This is a genomic window from Mycobacterium sp. 1482292.6 (assembly GCF_001672995.1).
Classification (GTDB): Bacteria; Actinomycetota; Actinomycetes; order Mycobacteriales; family Mycobacteriaceae; genus Mycobacterium; species Mycobacterium europaeum_A.
Window position 1 is genome coordinate 15,424 of the sequence record NZ_LZKV01000200.1, and the last position, 20,021, is coordinate 35,444.

The following is a 20,021-nucleotide window of genomic DNA, read 5'->3' on the forward strand; positions in this document are numbered from 1 at the left end:
CCTCCTTCGGGAACGGAACGGTTCCAGTTTTGTATCAGGAACGGCGCCGTGTCAATATCTGCCAAACAGGTTGTTCGAACGCGGCTTTGCACCGCCATTCCGCATACGTGCGCGGAACGCGGTTGGCGTCCCGGCAGGACATGCATCCCACCGATTGGGCCATGCGCGCGTCGCACGGTTGATCGCCTCAGCCGCAGTGACGACAGTTGGTGGCGGCGGCGTTCAATCAATCAAACGTTCCGCCACTGGTTGTGCTCACCATGACGAAGGCGGCCTGCTGATGAGTGTTTTTCGCGTCGAAGCCGGCGACGGGGAGGCGGTACTGCTGCTGCATGGCTATCCCCAGAGCGCATCGTGCTGGCGTCACCAGATCCCGGCGTTGGCCCAAAGGCACCGCGTCGTCGCCGTCGACTGGCCGGGCTTCGGGCGCTCCGATCCGCCCGACACGCCCGCGACATATGAGAACGAGGTAGGACGGCTCGATTGTCTCGTCGATTCGCTGGGACTGCGGCAATTCAATCTGGTCGCTCACGACTACGGCGCGTTCCTCGGTTTGGGTTATGTGCTGCGCCACCCGCAAAAAGTCATGCGCCTGGCGGTGCTGAACTCACGCGCGCACAGCATCTTTCGACCGATGTTCTATCGTTTCCTGCTTCAACAACGCTGGGCCGTGACTCATGCTCCCGGCGTCGTGCGCAACCTTCCGCTACGGCGGCTGCATCACTTTGCGTTGCGCCCGTATCGCCGGCTCGGGTGCTTCGACGACGCCCTCGAAGCCGAGTATCTGGCATGGATGGACACGCCGCCCGGGCGGCAAACGTTCGTTGATTTTTTCCGTGATTACCGGGTGCCCGCGGTGCCCGAATTGGCCGCCGGGTTGGAGCGGATCCAATGTCCGACGGCGATCATCTGGGGCGACAGGGATCGCACTATTCCCTTTGCGACCGGCCGAGAACTTGCGGAGCGAATTCCGGCGGCGACCCTGACCCGCATTGCCGGCGCGGACCACTTCGTCATGGAGGAGCGGCCCGACGAAGTCACGGCAGCGCTACTGGACCTGCTGGCCCGCCCCTGCCGGGCATCCCGGGATCCGGCTGCGACGGACCTATGGTAGCCGCTTGCATTACATACATACTGCATGTATCTTCGGGCGTACGTCATGGATTGGACTTACAGCGCAACCGCGGCGGGGATGTCCACGGTCTAATGCGTTGCAGCCCAGGCTATTCCCGTATGCCAAAGGAGCAAAGTCATGGCACCTAGCACCCAGCGCCATAAGGTGATGTTCCCCAGCGCCGACGGCCAATGCGCCGCCTGGCACTACCCGGGCGAGAACGGGGCGTGCGTGGTCATGGCTGCCGGGCTGGCCGTCACCAAGGAACCCGGGACCGATCGTCTGGCCAAGCGCTTCCAAGACGCCGGCTACCACGTGCTCGCCTTCGATTACCGTTGCCTCGGCGAAAGCAGCGGCACGTCAAGGCAACTAGTGCGTTTCCGCGACCAGTTGGCCGACTACCACGCCGCCGTGGACTTCGCCGCAACGCTGCCGGGCGTGGACCGCGACAAGTTGGCCATATGGGGGTTCTCGGCTTCCGGCGGGCACGCACTCGTCATAGCCGCACGTCATCCCCGCGTTGCCGCAGCGATAGCGCACGCACCCGCGGTCGACGGCCTCCATGCCATGCGTAACGCGTTGCGGTACATGACACCTCAGGCGTTCACCAGGTTGATCAGCCGTGCCACTGTCGACACCGTCGGTGGAATGTTTGGGCGCCAGCCCCTGCTCGTTCCGCTGGCCGGTGAGCGCGGCGCCGTGGCGGCGTTGACCACACCGGATTCGCGAAACTACGTCCGAGCGCTCAACCCCGGAAACCGCTACCCCGAATGGCGCCAAGCGGTGGCCGCGCGGTCGGCGGTACGCATCGGCTTCTACCGGCCCGGCCGATACGCCAAGCACATTCGGTGTCCGCTGCTCGTTGTCGCCTATAGCGATGACGGCGTGGCTCCGCCCGGACCGGCAATCCATGTGGCGCAACGGGCCTCCCGCGGCCAGCTCGCCCTGTTACCCGGTGGTCACTACGCGGCATTTCTCGACGGCGAGGAGGAGGCCGTGCAGGCCATGCTCTCCTTCCTGGCCCGCGCGTTGTCGCGCCCCGGGCTTACGCGCGATGCGGCGCCCCGTTCCATTCCGCGAACGTAAGCCCGCTGCGACTTTCGGCCCGGGTTTCCGCGGTGGGCTTACGCTCGCGGGCTCGAGGTATGTGACGCGGACCACCTTCATGTGCTACAACTATATTCCTAATAGGTATATGCCAGCCAGGAGGCTCAGTGTCAGCGCCCGCCGAAACCCCCACCGCGGTCATCGACCGCATCACGCTTGTCCTGGACGCATTCGACGGACCCGGGCGCCTCACGCTGGCCCAGATCGTCCGGCGCACCGGCCTGCCCCGCTCGTCGGCGCACCGAATGCTCGAACGTCTGGTGCAGCTGCGCTGGCTGCGCCGCAGCGGCCGCGACTACGAGCTGGGCATGCGCCTGGTCGAGTTGGGCTCGCTCGCCGTGCATCAGGACCGCCTGGTGCGCGCAGCCGCCCCGCTGCTGGGTGAATTGCACCGCGCGACCGGGTTGGTCGTGCATTTGGCGGTCCTCGACGGACCCGACGTCGTCTACCTCGACAAGATCGGCGATTCGCCGCTGGCGCCAATCCCCACCCGGGTCGGCGGCCGCCAGCCCGCGCACTGCACCGCCGTCGGCAAGGCGATGCTGGCGTACCGCGAGGAGGACGCCCCGGTGGACTTGCGGGTCCGCAGCACCAAGTACTCGATCGCCACCGGCGCACAGCTGGCGGTCGAACTGTCCCGGGTGCGCGCGCACGGCGTCGCCTTCGAGCGCGAGGAATCTCAGCTCGGATTCGGTTGTGTGGCGGCGCCCATCGGCAATCCGGGTGAAGCCGTCGCGGCGGTGTCGGTGTGCGGTCCGATGAACCGGATGACGTTCGACCAGCGATTGATCGCCCCGGTCCGGATGACCGCGATGGGCATCTGGCGCCACGCCGAGGACGGCCCGCAGCGCGTCGCGCCCACCCTGCAACCCCTTCGTCCGCTGCGTCTCGCGCCGCGCCCCGCGTTGCAATACGCGTGAGGCTCGACCCGCAGATCGCCCCGATCATCGAGCAACTGGATAGTGGGTTCCCACCGGTTCACCAGATGAGCGGCGCCGAGGCCCGAGCGCTGATCCGGTCCAGGTTGGTGCCACCGGCGCGGCCCGAACCGGTCGCCGAGGTCACCGATCGCTCGATCGAGGGTCAGGGCGGCCCCATCCCCGTGCGCAGCTACCGGCCCGAGGCGGCGGGGCCACTGCCCGTCGTCGTGTATGCGCACGGCGGCGGGTTCGTGTTTTGCGACCTGGACAGCCACGACGACCTGTGCCGAAGCCTGGCCAATCTTGTTCCCGCCGTGGTGGTTTCGGTTGGCTATCGGTTGGCCCCGGAGAACACCTGGCCGGCGGCGGCCGAGGACGTGTACGCCGCGACGTGCTGGGCCTATGACAACGCCGCCGCGCTCGGATCCGATCCCGGGCGTCTGGTCGTGGGTGGCGACAGCGCCGGCGGCAATCTGGCCGCGGTGGCCACGGTCATCTCTCGCGACCGCGGCGGCCCGATGCCGGCAGCCCAGCTGCTGATCTACCCGGTGATCGCGGCCGATTTCGACACCGAGTCCTACCGGCTTTTCGGCCAGGGCTACTACAACCCGAAGCCGGCACTGCGGTGGTACTGGGATTGCTATGTGCCGTCGAGCGAAGACCGCGCGCATCCCTACGCCACACCGCTGAACGCCGACCTACGCGGACTACCGCCCGCCGTGCTGGTGGTCGCCGGCCACGACCCGCTGCGCGACGAAGGATTGGCCTTCGGCGCCGCGCTCGAGGCGGCCGGCGTCCCCACCCGGCAATTGCGGTACGAGGGCGGCATCCACGGGTTCATGACGATGCCGATGCTCGACCTCGCGCACCGGGCGCGCAACGAGGCCGCCGCAGCGCTGGCCGATCTGCTGCGGCGGTAACGCGCCGGCTTCGACGGTTGACCGGAGGTTCCCGGTGGTCGGGAGCCGGCCCCGCTGCGTCCCCCGGGTGTCATACGGTCGGCTCATGGCCGACGGCGAAGTCTTCGTGATCGACCGGGTAGTGACCCGGCCCGGATGCGCTCGCCGATTCGTCGACGCCTACCTCGCCGACTACGCCCCCGGCGCGCGGGCACGGGGGATGACGCTGCGCGACATCCTGGTGAGCCCGCCGATCTGGTTCGACGACGACGCCAACGTCATCACGGCGACCTGGACCCTGCCCAGCGCCCGGGCATGGTGGGAGATGACGTGGAAAGGCCGGCCGGATCCAACGCTGGGCGAATGGTGGTCGCGCATCGACGAATTGGTCACCGAGCGGTCCCGGACCTGCGCCGCGAGGGCCGACGACGTCGACGGGCTGTGCGATGTATAACCTCACGCGACTGATCGACGTCGCCGAGGCCGATCGCGACCGGATCCTCGAAGCGCTGCGCACGGCCGCCCGTGCGACGACGCCGCTGCGCTCGGTGGTGCAACCGACACTGCCCGGCTCGCGCAACGGAGGCGACATCCTGGTGCATCTGCGATTCGCGACCGAAGACCAATGTGACTGCGCAACAGAGGCTTTCGCTAGCGTGCTGGCCGATCCCGCGGTGGGTCGGGTCAACGGCGTCGACTACGGGGGCACGCCCACCCGCTGCGGCGAGCAGGGTGGCACGGTCTACCGGGCGCTGCTGCTGCGCGTGCAGCCGGACACACCCGATGCCACCCTCGCCCAATTCGAGCGCGAGCTGTCTTCGATGCCGCGCTATCTACCGGTGATCCGTGCCTGGCAGCTGAGCCGGGTATCCGCCTCGCACGGAGCGTCTTGCTGGACACACGTGTTCGAGCAGGAGTTCGCCGACGTCGAGGCGGTGATGGGTCCTTACCTGATGCACCCTGTGCACTGGGCGGTGGTGGACCGCTGGTTCGACCCCGAGACCACCGACGTGATCGTCCGGGACCGGGTTTGTCACAGCTTCTGCCCCATCGCCGACCCGATTCTGATCTAGACCCCGGCGGGAAGGATGTTCGGATTGGCGGTCGCCGGCGGCTCTAACGGCGGCAACACCTGCGCGCCGTCCAGGCTGTGCACCGGTAGCCGCTGCGACCAGGGATAGTGCAGGCTGAACGCGACCAACCCCGTGCGGGTCGCGGCGGGCAAGTGGCACATCGCCAGCACGGTCTCGGCCAAATACTCGACCGGTTCGGTAGGGAACGAATCCGGGATCAGTTGCGCGGCACCGGGTGTGCGGACCGCCGTCGACGGTCCGACGCAATTCACGGCGATGTTGGCGTCCAGCAGCTCGGCGGCCACCCCCTGGGTGAACCGGTGCAGGGCGGCCTTCATCGAGGCGTAGACGACGTCACCAGACGTCTTGTTGTATTCCCGGTACGGCCGCACCGGGGCCACGCCGGTGACCGACCCGATGTTGACGACCCAGCCCGCTCCAAGCTTACGCATCTGCGGCACAACCGATTTCGTCAGTGCGAACGGAATGCGAAGGTAGTGGTCGACGGTGCGATCGAACGTTTCCAAGCTCATCTCCTCGACCACCGCATAGTCGGCGAAACCGGCGTTGTTGACCAGGATGTCGATGCGACCCGTGCGGTCCAGAACCGCATCGACCAAACCGTCACGCTGCCCGGCGTCCTCGAGGTCGGCCGCGACGGCAAACGCCGAGCCGCCGGCGGCCTCGATTGCCGCCACCGTTTCACCGATGGTGCCGGGCAGGGCGGTGGTGGAGGCGGCCCGGGTCGAGGGCGACGGCGAGTGCGATCGTGCGGTCACCGCCACCGTGGCACCCTCGGCGGCGAGGCGCTGTGCGATCGCGCGGCCTATACCGCGGCTACTGCCGGTCACCAAAGCCGTTTTGCCACAGAGCAAACCACTCATCGCAGCTCGAGATCCGCTTCGATCGGCGCACGGTGGTCGCGCCAGAAGTCGACGAGGCGGTATGGGAAGGCGGTCACGATCCGGCCTCCACCCGAGCGATAGTAGGTGTGCGCCGACGGGGTGTGGCACCACACGGTGCCCGCCATGGCCGCATCGACGCTCGCGACGTAGCTCTCGTAGGCGCGCCGCGTCACCTCCACGGCGGAGGCCTGCCGCAGCGCCATCAACTGCAGGCATTCCATCACGTAATGCACCATCACCTCGACACCGAAGTTGTGGCCGGCGCCGTGTCCCGGGCTGTAGTTAGGGGCAGACGAGATGAACAAATTCGGGAATCCGGGCACCATCCCGCCCCGATAGGCCCGGGGGGCGTTGCCCCACTCGTCGGTCAGCTTTTTGCCCTCGCGGCCCCGGATATCCACGGTGGAAAGGAAATCCAGGTGGTAGCCGGTGGCGTAGACGATGACGTCCAGGTCGAGTTGCCGACCGTCGGCCGTGACGATTCCGGCCTCGTTGACCCGGGCCGGTTCGCCGGCCTCGACGTCCACGTGCTCGCGGGCCAGCGCCGCGTAGTAGCCGCCGGGATCGCGGATGATCCGTTTGCCGTAGGGGGCGAAGTCGGGCGTGACCTTGCGGGCGAGGTCGCTGTCCGCGCCGAACACGCGATCGATGTAATCCAGACACATCTGCAGCAACACGTCGTTGGCCGGCGAAATCGACAGGTGTTCGGCCGCCCACTGCGGATCATGCAGGATGACCGGATAGTTGTTGTCCGATGTTCCCCAGTAGGACTTGAGCCGAATCCAGTTGGCGTAGTACGGCAGTCGGGTGCACAGCCAGCGCTGGTGGGCGGGGACGTCGTCGGAGGCCCGCCGCCGCGGTGCGACCCAGTGCGGCTGGCGTTGGAACACCGTCAGGTGCGCGACCCGGTCCACGCAGGCATCGACGATCTGGACCGCGGTGCAACCGGCTCCGATGATCGCGACCCGCTTACCCGCGAGATCCAGCGCCGGGTCCCACTGCGCGGAATGGATGGAGACCCCCGAAAACGTCTCGCGCCCAGCCAGATCCGGCCAGCGCGGCCGATTGAGATAGCCGGCGGCCGGAATCACCACGTTCGCATAATCGACGTCGCGTGTTCCGTCCGGGCCGACGGAGTGAATCTGCCATTGCCGTCGTCGCTCCTCCCACCGCAACGCTTCGACCACGGTGCCGAATCGGATGTGCTTGCGCAGGTCGTTCTTGTTCGCCACCGATACCAGGTAGGCCTGATATTCCGCACCCTGCGGGTAATAGCTCGACCAGTCGCCGTTGATGTCGCGCGACAGCGAGTAATACGCCGAGGGCGTATCCACCCCGATTCCGGGATACCTGGTGGTGTACCAGGTGCCGCCCACCTCGTCGTTTCGCTCGATGATCTGGTACTCGATGCCGGCGTCCGCGCAGGCGAGCGCCGCGGTGATACCGGCGATGCCCGCGCCGATGATGACGACCCGGAAACCCGCCGGAAGTTTCGCGGTGCGCGGCAGTACCGGTTGGGAGGGCTGGAATCCGCTCTGCTCGAGGAGCAGTCCGAGATACTCCGGGCCGACTTCTCCGCCCAGCGCGATGGGCGCCACGCGAGCGAACAGGTCGAGGTCGTCGGCGGGTAGCGCGCCCGCTCGGCGCGGTGCCCCCAGTGCGGTGACGATCTCGTCGATGAGCCGAGCGGCCGTCTCCGGATCGGTGGCGCCCGCCTGCTCCGGCGGGTTGGGCACATGGGTGATTTTCGGCCCGAACCGAGCGGCGACGGTCGGGTCCCCGGTCAGCTGCGCCAACACGGCGACGAGCACCCCTGGATCGGCCTGACGCAGGTTGGCCCGCAACTCGCCGACGTCGTGGGGATCGGAGCCCGCCAATCCGGCGTTCTCGGTCGTGACGGGGACACCAGTGCTCATGCCAGCGAGTATCGGTGCGGTCCAGCCCGCTTGGGAGGCCCCTGCCTACTCAGCGGGACGTGGACGACCCGGTTGCGGGCGTTGACGCTTACCGTGACCGGCATGCAGTCCGATGACCTCGACGTCATGATCGAACGGGCACGTAGCCACGGCCTCGGCGATATTCCCCGGCGATCGGCCCGCCGGCACCCGCACAAGATCGCGATCATCGACGACGACGTCGTGCTGACCTTCGCCGAATTCGACGGCCTGGTGGACCGGACCGCGGCGGCGTTGCACGACAGCGGTTTTGGGCCCGGGAGCCGATTAGGCCTCTTGTCCCGCAACTGCTGGCAGTACGCCGTGCTGGCGTTCGCGACGGCGCGCGCGGGAGTGGTCTTGGTCCCGATCAACTTCATGCTGACCGCCGAGGAGATCGCCTACATCCTCGAGCACAGTCGGGTCGGCGGCTTGGTCGTCGAAGCAGATCTGACGCCGACCGCCGAACAGGCGATCCGGCGCGGCGGAGTGGTCAGGGCCCGAGTCGCGCTGCTACCAAAGGGACACGAGGGCGTGCCCGGGTGGGCGGACTTCGCCCAGTGGCTGACGACCGACGCACCGGTCCCGAACCCGCACATCGACGACGACCAGCCCGTGCGGCTGATGTACACCAGCGGCACCGAATCGCGCCCCAAGGCCGCCATCCACACCAGCCGCAGCCTGATGTGGCAGTACGTCAGCACGATCGTCGCCGGCGAAATGTCGCACGACGACGTCGAAATCCATTCGCTGCCGCTGTATCACTGTGCTCAGCTGGACAACTTCCTGGCCACGGATGTCTACCTGGGCGCGACCAGCATCATCCTGCCGCGCCCCGATCCCGAAGCGGTGCTGCGCACGATCGAGCGCTACCGCGTCACCAACTATTTCGCTCCCCCGACCGTGTGGATCTCGCTGCTGCGCTCACCGGTCTTCGACCGGGTGGACCTGTCCAGCCTGCGCAAGGGCTACTACGGCGCCTCGGCGATGCCCGCGGAAATCCTGCGCGAGATCCGCGAGCGGCTGCCCAACCTGCGGCTGTGGAACTTCTACGGCCAGACCGAGATGGCCCCGCTGGCCTGCGCTTTGGGTCCCGACGAGCAGGATGCCCACGGCGGATCGGCCGGTCGGCCGGTGCTCAACGTGGAAACGGTGATCCTCGACGACGACGACAACCCCCTCCCCGCCGGGGTGGTCGGCGAGATCGCCCACCGCAGCCCGCATTTGACGTCGGGCTACCTCAACGACCCGGAACGCACCGCGGCGGCGTTCAAGGGCGGCTGGTTCCACTCCGGTGACCTCGGCTACTACGACGAACACGGACTGCTGCACGTCGTCGACCGCAAGAAGGACATGATCAAGACCGGTGGCGAGAACGTGGCCAGCCGCGAGGTCGAGGAAGTTTTGTACCGCCACAACGGAGTCCACGAGGTCGCCGTGTTCGGCCTGCCCCACCCGGTGTGGGTGGAGGCGGTGGCGGCCGCCGTCGTTCCGCGCGACGGCACCACCCTCACCGAGGACGAACTGTTGTCTCACTGTCGCGCCCACCTGGCCGGATTCAAGGCACCCAAACGTGTCTTCTTGGTGGATGCGCTGCCCAAGAACCCCAGCGGAAAACTGCTCAAACGGCTGCTGCGGGAGCGCTTCGGTGTCGAGCAGCACGCGTTCAGTTGATCTCGAAGCAGCGCTGCTCACTACAGTTGCCCACATGAGCTCACCTCTGCCGCGTCTGGTGCCACCCGCCAGCACCGACGCCGCTACGACCGAAGAGTTGCGCGACGAGGTGCGCGACTTCCTCGCCGATCAACTGGCGGCGGGCGCGTTCACCCCGTCGGTCGATGCCTGGCTGACGGGGTGGGACGAGACCTTCACCGCCGCGCTCGCCGGGCGTGGCTGGCTGGGCATGACGGTGCCGCCCGAATACGGCGGCCACGGGCGCTCTTTCATCGAGCGATTCGTCGTCACCGGGGAACTGCTCGCGGCGGGCGCGCCGGTGGCCGCGCACTGGATCGCCGACCGCCAGATCGTGCCCTCGCTGCTCAAATACGGCACCGAAGAACAGAAGCGAAAGTTCCTGCCCCGCATCGTGCGCGGCGAGTGCTACTTCGCCATCGGGATGAGTGAGCCGGACTCGGGCTCCGATCTGGCCAGCGTGCGCACCCGCGCGACCCGCGTCGACGGCGGCTGGTCACTGACCGGCACGAAGGTCTGGACTTCGGGCGCCCACCTCGCGCACGCGTTCATCGTGCTGGCACGCACCGCGCCGGTGGACCCGGCGCATCGGCACGCCGGACTGAGCCAGTTCATCGTCGACCTGCGCGAGCCCGGCATCGAGATCCGGCCGATCGTATCGATGAACGGCGCCCACCACTTCAACGAAGTCGTCCTGGATTCGGCGTTCGTCCCCGACGCCATGGTGTTCGGTGAGATCGGCAACGGCTGGCAGCAGGTGACCTCCGAGCTCGCCTTCGAACGCAGCGGACCCGAGCGGTTCCTTTCCACGTTTGTCCTGCTGGCGGCCTGCGCGGATCGCATGGCGGCCAACACCATTCCCCGCGATCCGGACCTGGGGCGACTGGTGGCGCGCGTTGCCGGCCTGCATCAGATGTCCACCGCGGTGGCCGGTGCGCTGGAACGACACGAGCCCGCGGACCTACCCGCCGCCGTGGTCAAGGTGCTGGGCACCGTCACCGAAGGCGACATCGCGGAATTCGCGGATTCGCTGGACTCCCCCGATCCGCTGTACGCCCACCTGGCACGCCAGTCCGTGGATCAGCGGCCCGGCTTCACGCTGCGCGGCGGCACCAACGAGATCCTGCGCGGCGTCATCGCGCGCGGATTGGGCATGCGATGAGCGCCGGGCCGCCGGTCGACGGGGCACTCGTCGACATGATGCGCGCGGTCTTCGCCGGTCATCGTGACAAGCATCCGCCCACCACACCGATCCGGCGGGATCCGGACCTGTGGCGGCACCTCGACGAGCTCGGCCTGGTGCGCCTGACCGGTCCTGAGCAGCGCGGCGGCAGCGGGGCCGGCTGGTATGAAGCGGCCGAACTCCTGGCCGCGGCGGTTGAGCACGGTGTCCGAATCCCGTTGGCAGAACACGATTTATTAGCATGCTGGCTGCTGGAAACCAGCGGAATACCCACCGACGGCGCGGTTCGGACCGTGTGTGTGCTCGACAACCAGGGCGGCGCGACCGAGGTGCCGTGGGCCGCCTCGGCCGACCGGATCGTGGTCGTCTGGCGAGCCGAGGGTGGACGCCACGTCGCCGACGTCGCCGCCGGCCGACTCACGATCACCCCGGGCACCAACCTGATCGGCGAGCCTCGCGACACGGTGGTCGCCGACCCGGCGAGCCTGCAAGGCGTCCCCGTCACCGCGGCCGCGCTCACCCAGCTGCGGCTGAAAGGCGCCCTGGTGCGGTCCATCCAAGTCAGTGCCGCCTTGGACCGGATCCTGCAGATGTGCGTCGAGCACGTGAGGGCACGGGTCCAGTTCGGCCGCCCCCTGTCCAAATTCCAGGCCGTGCAGAACCTCATCGCCGATATCGCCGCGGAGGCCGCGCTCGCCCGAGCGGCGACCGAGGCCGCGCTGCACGCCGCGGTCGTCGGTGCATGGTCGACACCCGACCTGAATTTCCTTGTCGCCGCGGCGCGGTCGTGCGCCGGCCACGCGACGTCGGTGGTGGTGCGCAACGCCCACCAGGTACACGGTGCGATCGGCACCACCCGTGAGCACCGCCTGCACGAATTCACCCGGGCGGCGCTGGCCTGGCGTTCGGAGTTCGGCTCGCTGCGGTATTGGGACGAACAGGTCACCGACGCCGCGCTGTACGCGAGCGCCGGTGACCTGTGGGGCCTCATCACCGGCTGAACCCCACACCGTGTTCCACTGACCGGGCATCCGAGGTGTCGGCGAGGGCATCCCGGAGTTGACTGACGCCATGAGCAACGACATCACGCTGCCGGAATTGCAGGAGTTCATCGCGTCCTTCTGGTACCACTACGACGAGGCCGACTACGACGCGCTGGCGGCGAGCTACGCCGAGGACGTGCGCTACCTGACCCGAAGCGATTCCGGCGCAAGCCCTTTCGAAGAACTGATGTCACCGGAGCTCACCGGTCGCGACGCGGTGCTGGAATGGCTGTCGGAGCACCGCAAGCAGAGCCCGTACCCGTTGCGCCACCACGCCACCAACCTGCACCGCACCGGCTCTGACGGGGATGTCACCCGCGCCCGGTTCTACATCTTCGTCAACCAGATCGCCGACTTCGTGCCGTTCGCGGTGTCCAGCGGGGTGGTCAACGTCGGCGTCCGGCGCGGCGCCGACGGGCTTCAGTTCAGCGAGATGGACGTGATTCTGGACGCCACCAACTCGGTGCTCCTCGCGGAACTGCACGCCGAAAGCCGCACCGGCTCATAGCAATGAACGCACAGCAGGCCTTCGGGGGCGGAATCGCGGTGATCACCGGCGCCGGATCCGGTATCGGCGCCGGCCTGGCCCGGTACGCCCGCCGGCTGGGCATGACGGTGGTGCTGGCCGACATCGACGGGAACGCCGTCGCCGCGCTGCGCGACGAACTGTCCGCGGGAGGTGGCGCGGCCCACGACGTCATCTGCGACGTGCGCGATCCCGGCGCCGTGCAGGACCTCGCCGACCGCACCTATCGCGACGTCGGTCCGGTGCGCCTGCTGGTGAACAACGCGGGCATCGAACAGTTCGGCTACCTGTGGGACACCCCGGTGACCCACTGGCAGCGCGTGATGGACGTCAACGTCAGCGGTGTCTTCTACGGCGTGCGCGCGTTTCTGCCCAAGATGATGGCCACCGACGAGCAGGCCTGGGTGTGGAACATCGCATCGGTGGGCGCGGTGGTGGCGATGCCGCTGCAGGCGCCCTACATCGTGAGCAAGCACGCGGTGCTGTCCTTGACCGAGTGCCTGCATCTCGAGGTGCAGGCCACCGGACACGACCATCACATTCAGGTCCAGGCCGTGCTGCCCGGGCCGGTGCGCTCCAACATCTTCGAGTCCGCCGGCGGCGTCGATCCGGGGGCGGCCAGTGACGCGGCCGCCGCCGAAACCCACCGGTCGAGCATGCTCGGCATCAAGGCCGCGTCCATGGATCCGCTGGAGGCCGCCGAGGCGATCTTTCGGCAATCCGCGCAGGGCCGGTTCTATCTGCACACCCATCCGGACAGCGTCGGTGCGGCGATGGCCGAGCGGGCCAACGTACTTTCCGCGCAACGGCCCCCACGACTGCGAACCGAGACGCGGTTCAGCACCGAGGCGCCCTGACGTGACGACGACATGACCTGCTATGCGCTGGATCCCGACGCGGCCGCCCGGGTCGCCTCGTTCGGCGAGATCGCTTCGATGCGGCAACGGGGTCTGGCGGCGGTGCGTGCCGGGCTGGAGTCCGCGCCGCTGCCCGAGACGATGCCCGAGATGGCCGGCGTCACCGAGACGCTCGCGCCGGACGCCGCCGGTGGCATCCCGGTCCGGATCTACCGTCCCACAACGGATTCCGACGCGCCGGTCTTGGTGTATCTGCACGGGGGCGGACTGGTGATGGGATCCAACCACTCGTTCGAGCCGCTGGCGCGTGAGCTCGGCGCGGCGTCAGCGGCCACCGTCGTGGCCGTGGACTACCGGCTGGCCCCGGAGGCAGCGCCGCCCGCGCAGTTCGACGACGCCTACGCCGCCACCGAGTGGGTGTCGCGCAACGCCGGCGAATTGCGCGTCGACGCCGACCGGCTCGCGGTGATCGGCGACAGTGCCGGTGGCTCGCTCGCGGCGGCGGTCGCCTTGGCCGCGCGCGATCGCCACGGACCGCCCATCTGCGCGCAGGCGCTGCTGTATCCCGGCTTGGACCGCGACATGACCGTTGCCTCAGTCACTTCGATGCCCGACGCGCCGCTGCTCACCCGCGACGACATCGACTACATGCACGAGCTGGTCGACGCCGGTGCCGGGCCGCCCACCGACCCGTATCTGGTCCCGGCGTATGCGGCCGACCTCTCGGGCCTACCGCCGGCGATCGTGGTCACCGGAGGCTGCGACCCCATCCGGGACTGGGGTGAGCGCTACGCGGACCGGCTCCGCGACGCCGGCGTGCAGACCACCGTCACTCGTTATCCCGGCATGTACCACGGCTTTCTGATGCGCTCGGACGCGACCGCGCGGGGCCGGCTGGCCGTCGCGGAGATCGGAGCGCTGCTGCGGGCCAAGTTCGCGAATCCGCTTCGGTTTGACGTCCCGATCACCGGACAGCGGTCCGCCGCATCGCGATAGCGCTGCGCACAATCAACCGACCCTGACCGTAAAGGAGACAGCTGATGCTCACCGACGAGCGCCGGATGGAGCTTTCCGACGTGTTGCGGCCGGCGGCGCCGCCCCGCGAGATCGACAACGTGTACACCGACGACCAGCGTGAGCGCCTACTCGACGTGGTGCGCACCGAAGGCCCCTGGCGACTGATCATCGCCCAGCACTTCGCGTCGGCCGACGAGTTGATGGCGACGATGAGCGGCATGTTTCCCGAAGGGTTCACCCCCTCGCTCGATTTGTTCCTGACGCCGACGTTCCGCGGTTACCTCGCCAACTACGGCGCGGTGCTCTACCCGCAACTGCACGACTGCTTCTACAACGAGCGGTTCCTGGAGATGGCCAAGAGCTACTGGAACGCCGAATACGCCAAGCCACAGTTGATGCTGTTCAACATCAATGGCCCGTGCGCCAACCGCGATCCCGGCCACCTGGATTCGCCGAGCTTCCGCGGCGTGCGCCACGAAAACGCCCCGACATGGCTGACCAGCGTCATGGGTAAGTCGGGTCTGTTCGGCGACTACCTGATCAAGATGGCACAGGTCATCACCTGGTTCTCCCTCGACGCCGGCAGCGGCTTCACGTACTGGCCGCACGGACCGCTCAAAGCGCCGCAACGCATCCTGCCCCCGATCAACAACCGCGGCGTGGTGGTGCAAAACGAGATGATGGTGCACCGTGGTGAGGCGAATGGCCCTCTGGATCAACAGGTTCCGGCAGGCCTGGGCTTCGACACCGTGTTCGCCGGGGACCCCGCCAGCCGCGAGCATTGGTTGCTGAAGAACGGCGCGGACGTGATCGCCCGGCATCACACCGACGAACTCCGGTTCCTGGTGCACTGGTCGGCCGAAGTGTTCGCCGACTACGACGAGCTGAAAAAGAACATGGACGGTTCGGATGACCTGACCGTCGCGAAGGCCATCGACATCATGGTCGACGACCTCAAGACCAAGGGCGTCACGCTCGACATCCCCAGCGAACCGCTGCACGATCCGGCGTTCATCAGCGCGCTCAACGCCGCCTACGACCTGGGCGGCCCTGCCGTGTACCCGGAGGACGCCCCGGTCAGCGCCTTCCAGCCGGCATGACGAAAAGGGCCGCACTGATGGATCGTTTCGCCGATCGGCGGGTCATCGTCACGGGCGCCGGCTCCGGCATCGGGCAGGCCACGGTGGCGCGCCTGCTCGACGAGGGGGCCACCGTCGTGGCCTACGACATCGCCGCGGACGGGTTGACCCGCACGGCGGCGGCCGCCGACGACGCGGGCAGCGGCAATCGCCTCACCACCGCCGTTCTGGACATCTCGGTCGAGGAGGACGTCATCGCCGCCGTCGATACCGCGGTGGCCGACTTGGGCGGCCTCGAGGTACTGGTGAATGTCGCTGCCGTGCAGACCTGTTCGCACACTCATGAGACCACCCTGGCCGATTGGAACCGGACGCTGGCGGTCAATCTGACCGGCACGTTCCTGATGACCCGTCAGGCGCTACCGGCGCTGCTTGAATCCGGGCGCGGCGTGGTGGTGAACTTCACCTCCACCGCGGCATCGTTCGCCCATCCCTACATGGCCGCCTACGCCGCCAGCAAGGGCGGCATCCTGAGTTTCACGCACTCGCTGGCGCTGGAGTACTCCAAGCGGGGGCTGCGCGCGGTCAACATCCAACCGGGCGGCGTCTCGACGGCACTGGCCAACAGCACGCTGGACAAGATGCCCCAGGGGTATGACCTCGGCCTGTGGGCCAAGCAAACTCCGCTGCTGCACGGCAAAGACAGCGAAATACTCGGCGACGCAAGCGCGGTGGCGTCGGTGATCGCGATGGTGGCCTCCGACGACGGTGCGTTCATCACCGGCACGGAGATTCGCGTCGACGGCGGCGCGCACGCCTGACATGGTTGCTGATCGATTGCAGGACCTATGCGACGAGCGCGACGTGCAACGCGCGCTGATCCGGTTCGCCCGGGCCATGGACGACCGCGATTGGGCGGTCATGGCCGAAATCCTCGCCGAGGATGCGCAAGGGGATCTCGGGACGGGACGGCTACAAGGACGCGCGGCGATCATCGGATTGATTCGCGAGTTCCTCGACAAGTGCGGGCCCACCCAACATTTCTTGGGCAACGTCATCGTCGACGTCACAGGAGACACCGCGGCCAGTCGCGCCTATGTCCGCGATGTGCACCTGGACGCGACGGCTGATTCGACGACGCGGTTCTACACCATCGGCGACTACCACGACACGTGGCGGCGCCGCCCGGACGGATCGTGGTGTTTGACGAAACGGATCAAGGCCAACCGCGCTTACGTCGGAACACTCGACGTGTTCGGTGCGTGACGGCCGCCGCCGACACTCAGGCGTCGACGATCGCCAATTCTCCCGTAGCCACCGCGAACTGGATCGACTCCCGCAGCGCGTCACAGGCCAGGAACGGCCCGCGGTGATGGCCGGCCAGGCGGTCGGCGTCGCGGCGCTCGGTGCAGCGCGCCGAAGCACCCGCGTCCCACTGCACGCTGGTCTGGTTCCAGCTGCTCTTGCGGGCCAGCACCCGCGCACCGCAGTTGCGGCACGTCACCGGCGCCATCGGCATCTGGTCGAGTCGATTGTCCTCGCGCAGAGACGGTTCCGCAGACATCAGGCCTGGGCCGCCATGTTGGCCTCGACCTCTTTCATCCACGCCTCGTAGGGGCGGGTGGTGTCGAGCTCGAACTCGAAGCGGTCCACCATGTCTGGCTGCACGTCGGCGGCGTCGACGTAGAACTGCTGATACCAGCGGCGCAGCTGATAGACCGGACCGTCCTCTTCGACCAGCAGCGGGTTGTCGATGCGGGCCTTGTGCCGCCAGATCTCGACGTCCTGCTCGAAGCCGAGCTTGACGTAGTCGCCAAGGGTGATCGCGGTCTGCATGGCCTGATCGTCGGGCAGCGTGTCCGACTTCTTGACGATGATGCCGTATTGCAGCACAAAGGAATTCGAGTCGATCGGGTAGTGGCAGTTGATGAGGATGGTCTTGGCGTCGCCATGCTCGTAGTGATAGGTCAGGTCGTCGATCATGAACGAGGGGCCGTAGTAGGACGCCACGGACGTCGTGCCCAGCATCTGCGATCCGGTGCCACCCATGTCGGGCCGGCTTCCGCCGTTCATGTACTGCGTGGCCACATGGCCCTCGAAGATGTTCTTGAAGTACGTCGGCAACGAGCCGTGAATGTAGAAGAAATGCGCCATATCGACGACGTTGTCGATGATCTCGCGGCAATTGCTCCCCACCACCGTGGTGTACCAGTGCCAGTCGGTCCACTGGTCGCTGGTGGCGCCCTCGATGCGCGGGATCGTCACCTCCGGCGGCGGCGGTTTGCGCTCCGGGTCGTTCCAGACGAACAACATGCCGTCCTGCTCCAGCGTGGTCCAGGCTTGCGTGCGGGCCAGTTTCGGGGTGCGCCGGCTGTAGGGCACCTGCTTGCAGCGCCCGTCGCCGCCCCACCGCCAGTCGTGGAACGGGCAGGCGATCTCGTCGCCCTTGACCTCGCCCTGGGACAGGTCGCCGCCCATGTGCCGGCAGTAGCTGTCGAGCACGTTGATGGCGCCGTCTGCGCTGCGGAAGACGACGAGTTTTTGCCCGAAGGCGTTGATCGCGTGGGGCTTGCCGTCCCCGAAATCCCTCAGCAGGCCCAGGCAGTGCCAGCCGCGGGCGAACCGCGTCGGGGCGGCCTGCGCTTCGATCAGGCGGACTTCGTCGGCCTCGGTTTGCGACGTCATAGGGCTGATTAAACTCGCCGCGGCCCGCCCGCGGGACCCCTTGTTCCACTGATCAGGATGGCTCGGCCCGCCGGGCGAGGTTGCGACCTACCGTTGCGGGCGTGAGGACGCACAGCGCGACGATTCCCGCCGGGCTTCCCGTGGCCGACACCTGCGTCGACCTGCTCGTCGTCGGCTCCGGCACGGGCATGGCCGCGGCGCTGGCAGCCCACGAATTGGGGCTGTCGGTGCTGATCGTGGAGAAATCCACGCACGTGGGCGGCTCGACCGCCCGTTCGGGTGGCGCGCTGTGGCTGCCGGCCAGCCCGGTGCTGACGCAGGCGAACGCCGGTGACACCGCCGAGCGCGCCGGCGCCTACCTGGACGCGGTGGTCGCGGGGTCCGCGCCCCCGCAGCGGTCCGCCGCGTTCGTCGAGCACGTGGCGGCGACCGTGGACATGCTGCGCCGCACCACTCCGCTGCGGCTGTTCTGGGCCCGCGACTATTCCGACTACCACCCCGAGGAACCGGGCGGCAGCGCCGCCGGCCGCACGTGCGAATGCCGCCCCTTCGACACCTCGCAGCTCGGCGACTACCGCACCCGGCTGGAGCCCGGCCTGATGGAGGTCACCGTCCCGATGCCGACGACGGGCGCCGACTACCGCTGGATGAACCTGGTGGCCCGCATGCCGCGCAAGGGAATTCCCACCTACGGCAAGCGACTGGCGCAGGGCGTGGGCGGCCGCCTGCTGGGCCGGCGCTACGCCGCGGGCGGACAGGGCCTGATGGCCGGGTTGTTCACCGGGGTGCTGCGCGCCGGCATCCCGGTGTGGACCGGCACCGCGCTGGCGCGCCTCGCCCGCGAGGGCGACCGCGTGACCGGCGCCGTCGTCGAGCATGACGGGCGCGAGGTGACGATCACCGCGCGGCGCGGCGTGGTGCTGGCGACCGGCGGTTTCGACCACAGCATGGACATGCGCTGGAAATTCCAATCGGAATCGTTGGGCGCCAACCTCAGCCTCGGCGCCGCCGCCAACACCGGCGACGGGATCCGCGCGGGACAGGAAATCGGCGCCGGCATCGACCTGATGGACCAAGCGTGGTGGTTCCCCGCCGTCGCGCCGCTGCCCGGCAAGGCGCCGGCGGTGATGCTGGCCGAGCGATCGCTGCCGGGCTGCCTGATCGTGGATCAGCGTGGGCGCCGGTTCGCCAACGAGGCGACGGACTACATGTCGTTCGGGCAGCGATTGCTGCAGCTGGAGCGCTCGGGCAGCCCGGTGGAGGCGATGTGGATCGTCTTCGACCAGCAATACCGCAACAGTTACGTCTTTGGCGCCGAACTCTTTCCGCGGATGCGCATCCCGCAGACGTGGTATGACGCCGGCATCGCGGTGCGCGCGGACAACCTCACCGACCTGGGCGCCCGGATGGGTGTTGAGGTGTCGGAGTTCTTTGCGACCATGACCCGCTTCAACCAAAACGCCGCTGCCGGTGCGGATCCCGACTTCGGCCGCGGTCGCAGCGCCTACGACCGCTACTACGGCGACCCGACCGTGAAGCCGAACCCGAACCTGCGGCCGTTGGTCAACGGCCCGTTCTACGCGGCGAAGATGGTGCTGTCCGATCTGGGCACCTGCGGTGGACTGAAGACCGATGAGCGGGCGCGGGTAGTGCGCGAGGACGGCGCGGCGATCGCCGGGTTGTATGCCATCGGCAATACCGCCGCCAACGCGTTCGGCACGACGTACCCGGGCGCCGGCGCGACGATCGCGCAGGGGCTGGTGTATGGCTACATCGCAGCCAGGGAGGCGGCCAGGGCGGCAGGTGGCCACCAGGTCTAGTCGCATCGTGTGCGGCGGTCATTCCGACCCCGGGCTGGCGTCCTCGTCGTCGTCTCCGTCGCGCAGGAGCTTTTCGGGGTGGTGGAAGGAGTTGGTGCGGGGTTGGCCGGTGTCGAGGTGTGGGGGTGGTTTCCATTGGGTGTCGCCGTGGGTGTTTTTGCGGGTGG

General features: G+C 67.9%; 20 protein-coding genes and 1 pseudogene. 16 read left to right on the top strand and 5 right to left on the bottom strand.

From position 1 onward, the window contains the following. Positions 1 to 196: 196 nt before the first annotated feature. From A5624_RS19880 to A5624_RS19905, 6 genes are all read left to right on the top strand, one after another. Positions 197 to 1,114, top strand: coding sequence for an alpha/beta fold hydrolase (locus tag A5624_RS19880; protein ID WP_232002289.1), 918 nt, complete (start codon positions 197 to 199; stop codon positions 1,112 to 1,114). Positions 1,115 to 1,252: 138 nt separating this feature from the next. Continuing rightward, positions 1,253 to 2,200 (top strand): alpha/beta hydrolase, encoded by a 948-nt coding sequence (locus tag A5624_RS19885; RefSeq protein ID WP_066869834.1) that lies wholly within the window; start codon positions 1,253 to 1,255, stop codon positions 2,198 to 2,200. 128 nt (positions 2,201 to 2,328) lie between these two features. Beyond that, on the top strand, positions 2,329 to 3,141 hold the full coding sequence (locus A5624_RS19890) for an IclR family transcriptional regulator (protein WP_066869837.1): 813 nt from the start codon (positions 2,329 to 2,331) through the stop codon (positions 3,139 to 3,141). Further along, positions 3,138 to 4,061 (top strand): alpha/beta hydrolase, encoded by a 924-nt coding sequence (locus A5624_RS19895; RefSeq protein ID WP_066869841.1) that lies wholly within the window; start codon positions 3,138 to 3,140, stop codon positions 4,059 to 4,061. The genes A5624_RS19890 and A5624_RS19895 overlap by 4 nt, the downstream gene beginning before the upstream one ends. Positions 4,062 to 4,146: 85 nt before the next feature. Further along, complete coding sequence (locus tag A5624_RS19900; protein WP_066869844.1) at positions 4,147 to 4,494, top strand: hypothetical protein; 348 nt, start codon at positions 4,147 to 4,149, stop codon at positions 4,492 to 4,494. Beyond that, positions 4,487 to 5,113, top strand: a complete 627-nt coding sequence (locus tag A5624_RS19905) for a Dabb family protein (protein ID WP_066869848.1) — start codon at positions 4,487 to 4,489, stop codon at positions 5,111 to 5,113. Before A5624_RS19900 ends, A5624_RS19905 begins: the two co-directional genes overlap by 8 nt. Here the strand turns inward: A5624_RS19905 and A5624_RS19910 are convergent. Together A5624_RS19910 and A5624_RS19915 are read right to left on the bottom strand one after the other, a co-directional pair. Continuing rightward, complete coding sequence (locus A5624_RS19910; protein WP_066869851.1) at positions 5,110 to 5,997, bottom strand: SDR family NAD(P)-dependent oxidoreductase; 888 nt, start codon at positions 5,995 to 5,997, stop codon at positions 5,110 to 5,112. The genes A5624_RS19905 and A5624_RS19910 overlap by 4 nt on opposite strands. Beyond that, positions 5,994 to 7,934, bottom strand: coding sequence for an NAD(P)/FAD-dependent oxidoreductase (locus tag A5624_RS19915; protein ID WP_066869854.1), 1,941 nt, complete (start codon positions 7,932 to 7,934; stop codon positions 5,994 to 5,996). Before A5624_RS19915 ends, A5624_RS19910 begins: the two co-directional genes overlap by 4 nt. 93 nt (positions 7,935 to 8,027) lie before the next feature. On the opposite strand from A5624_RS19915, the gene A5624_RS19920 reads away from it, so the two are divergent. The 9 genes from A5624_RS19920 (at position 8,028) to A5624_RS19960 (ending at position 16,615) form a co-directional block, all read left to right on the top strand. After that, complete coding sequence (locus A5624_RS19920) at positions 8,028 to 9,626, top strand: acyl-CoA synthetase (protein WP_082990616.1); 1,599 nt, start codon at positions 8,028 to 8,030, stop codon at positions 9,624 to 9,626. Positions 9,627 to 9,660: 34 nt separating this feature from the next. Further along, positions 9,661 to 10,806: an acyl-CoA dehydrogenase family protein gene (locus A5624_RS19925; protein WP_066869860.1), complete on the top strand. Its 1,146-nt coding sequence runs from the start codon at positions 9,661 to 9,663 to the stop codon at positions 10,804 to 10,806. After that, complete coding sequence (locus tag A5624_RS19930; RefSeq protein WP_066869863.1) at positions 10,803 to 11,828, top strand: acyl-CoA dehydrogenase family protein; 1,026 nt, start codon at positions 10,803 to 10,805, stop codon at positions 11,826 to 11,828. Before A5624_RS19925 ends, A5624_RS19930 begins: the two co-directional genes overlap by 4 nt. A 70-nt stretch (positions 11,829 to 11,898) precedes the next feature. Then, the gene (locus A5624_RS19935; protein WP_066869866.1) at positions 11,899 to 12,378 is read left to right on the top strand and encodes a nuclear transport factor 2 family protein; all 480 of its coding nucleotides are present in this window, start codon (positions 11,899 to 11,901) and stop codon (positions 12,376 to 12,378) included. 2 nt (positions 12,379 to 12,380) lie between these two features. Then, positions 12,381 to 13,253, top strand: coding sequence for an SDR family oxidoreductase (locus A5624_RS19940; protein WP_066869869.1), 873 nt, complete (start codon positions 12,381 to 12,383; stop codon positions 13,251 to 13,253). A 12-nt stretch (positions 13,254 to 13,265) separates the two neighbouring features. Next, positions 13,266 to 14,249, top strand: coding sequence for an alpha/beta hydrolase (locus A5624_RS19945; protein ID WP_066869872.1), 984 nt, complete (start codon positions 13,266 to 13,268; stop codon positions 14,247 to 14,249). A gap of 44 nt (positions 14,250 to 14,293) precedes the next feature. Then, the gene (locus A5624_RS19950) at positions 14,294 to 15,370 is read left to right on the top strand and encodes a hypothetical protein (protein ID WP_066869875.1); all 1,077 of its coding nucleotides are present in this window, start codon (positions 14,294 to 14,296) and stop codon (positions 15,368 to 15,370) included. A gap of 17 nt (positions 15,371 to 15,387) precedes the next feature. After that, positions 15,388 to 16,170 carry an SDR family NAD(P)-dependent oxidoreductase gene (locus tag A5624_RS19955; protein WP_066869878.1) on the top strand — a complete coding sequence of 261 codons (783 nt, stop codon included), beginning with the start codon at positions 15,388 to 15,390 and terminating at the stop codon, positions 16,168 to 16,170. A gap of 16 nt (positions 16,171 to 16,186) precedes the next feature. Continuing rightward, positions 16,187 to 16,615 carry a nuclear transport factor 2 family protein gene (locus A5624_RS19960; protein WP_066869894.1) on the top strand — a complete coding sequence of 143 codons (429 nt, stop codon included), beginning with the start codon at positions 16,187 to 16,189 and terminating at the stop codon, positions 16,613 to 16,615. Positions 16,616 to 16,631: 16 nt separating this feature from the next. Here the strand turns inward: A5624_RS19960 and A5624_RS19965 are convergent, their stop codons facing one another. Together A5624_RS19965 and A5624_RS19970 are read right to left on the bottom strand one after the other, a co-directional pair. Further along, on the bottom strand, positions 16,632 to 16,913 hold the full coding sequence (locus tag A5624_RS19965) for a ferredoxin (protein WP_066869881.1): 282 nt from the start codon (positions 16,911 to 16,913) through the stop codon (positions 16,632 to 16,634). Beyond that, on the bottom strand, positions 16,913 to 18,034 hold the full coding sequence (locus A5624_RS19970) for a Rieske 2Fe-2S domain-containing protein (protein ID WP_066869885.1): 1,122 nt from the start codon (positions 18,032 to 18,034) through the stop codon (positions 16,913 to 16,915). Before A5624_RS19970 ends, A5624_RS19965 begins: the two co-directional genes overlap by 1 nt. A gap of 101 nt (positions 18,035 to 18,135) precedes the next feature. Between A5624_RS19970 and A5624_RS19975 the strand changes: the two genes are divergently transcribed. Next, positions 18,136 to 19,854: a 3-ketosteroid-delta-1-dehydrogenase gene (locus tag A5624_RS19975; protein ID WP_082990617.1), complete on the top strand. Its 1,719-nt coding sequence runs from the start codon at positions 18,136 to 18,138 to the stop codon at positions 19,852 to 19,854. Positions 19,855 to 19,872: 18 nt separating this feature from the next. Here A5624_RS19975 and A5624_RS29570 read toward each other — a convergent pair. Beyond that, a pseudogene (locus A5624_RS29570) lies at positions 19,873 to 20,021 on the bottom strand (hypothetical protein); the annotation flags it as partial.

Excerpts from the sequence above, each read along its gene's own strand:
- A5624_RS19935 (WP_066869866.1), top strand. The coding sequence starts at position 11,899 with ATGAGCAACGACATCACGCTGCCGGAATTGCAGGAGTTCATCGCGTCC.
- A5624_RS19970 (WP_066869885.1), bottom strand. The coding sequence starts at position 18,034 with ATGACGTCGCAAACCGAGGCCGACGAAGTCCGCCTGATCGAAGCGCAG.
- A5624_RS19940 (WP_066869869.1), top strand. The coding sequence starts at position 12,381 with ATGAACGCACAGCAGGCCTTCGGGGGCGGAATCGCGGTGATCACCGGC.
- A5624_RS19925 (WP_066869860.1), top strand. The coding sequence starts at position 9,661 with ATGAGCTCACCTCTGCCGCGTCTGGTGCCACCCGCCAGCACCGACGCC.
- A5624_RS19900 (WP_066869844.1), top strand. The coding sequence starts at position 4,147 with ATGGCCGACGGCGAAGTCTTCGTGATCGACCGGGTAGTGACCCGGCCC.
- A5624_RS19885 (WP_066869834.1), top strand. The coding sequence starts at position 1,253 with ATGGCACCTAGCACCCAGCGCCATAAGGTGATGTTCCCCAGCGCCGAC.
- A5624_RS19945 (WP_066869872.1), top strand. The coding sequence starts at position 13,266 with ATGACCTGCTATGCGCTGGATCCCGACGCGGCCGCCCGGGTCGCCTCG.
- A5624_RS19915 (WP_066869854.1), bottom strand. The coding sequence starts at position 7,934 with ATGAGCACTGGTGTCCCCGTCACGACCGAGAACGCCGGATTGGCGGGC.
- A5624_RS19965 (WP_066869881.1), bottom strand. The coding sequence starts at position 16,913 with ATGTCTGCGGAACCGTCTCTGCGCGAGGACAATCGACTCGACCAGATG.
- A5624_RS19910 (WP_066869851.1), bottom strand. The coding sequence starts at position 5,997 with ATGAGTGGTTTGCTCTGTGGCAAAACGGCTTTGGTGACCGGCAGTAGC.
- A5624_RS19905 (WP_066869848.1), top strand. The coding sequence starts at position 4,487 with ATGTATAACCTCACGCGACTGATCGACGTCGCCGAGGCCGATCGCGAC.
- A5624_RS19955 (WP_066869878.1), top strand. The coding sequence starts at position 15,388 with ATGGATCGTTTCGCCGATCGGCGGGTCATCGTCACGGGCGCCGGCTCC.
- A5624_RS19950 (WP_066869875.1), top strand. The coding sequence starts at position 14,294 with ATGCTCACCGACGAGCGCCGGATGGAGCTTTCCGACGTGTTGCGGCCG.
- A5624_RS19930 (WP_066869863.1), top strand. The coding sequence starts at position 10,803 with ATGAGCGCCGGGCCGCCGGTCGACGGGGCACTCGTCGACATGATGCGC.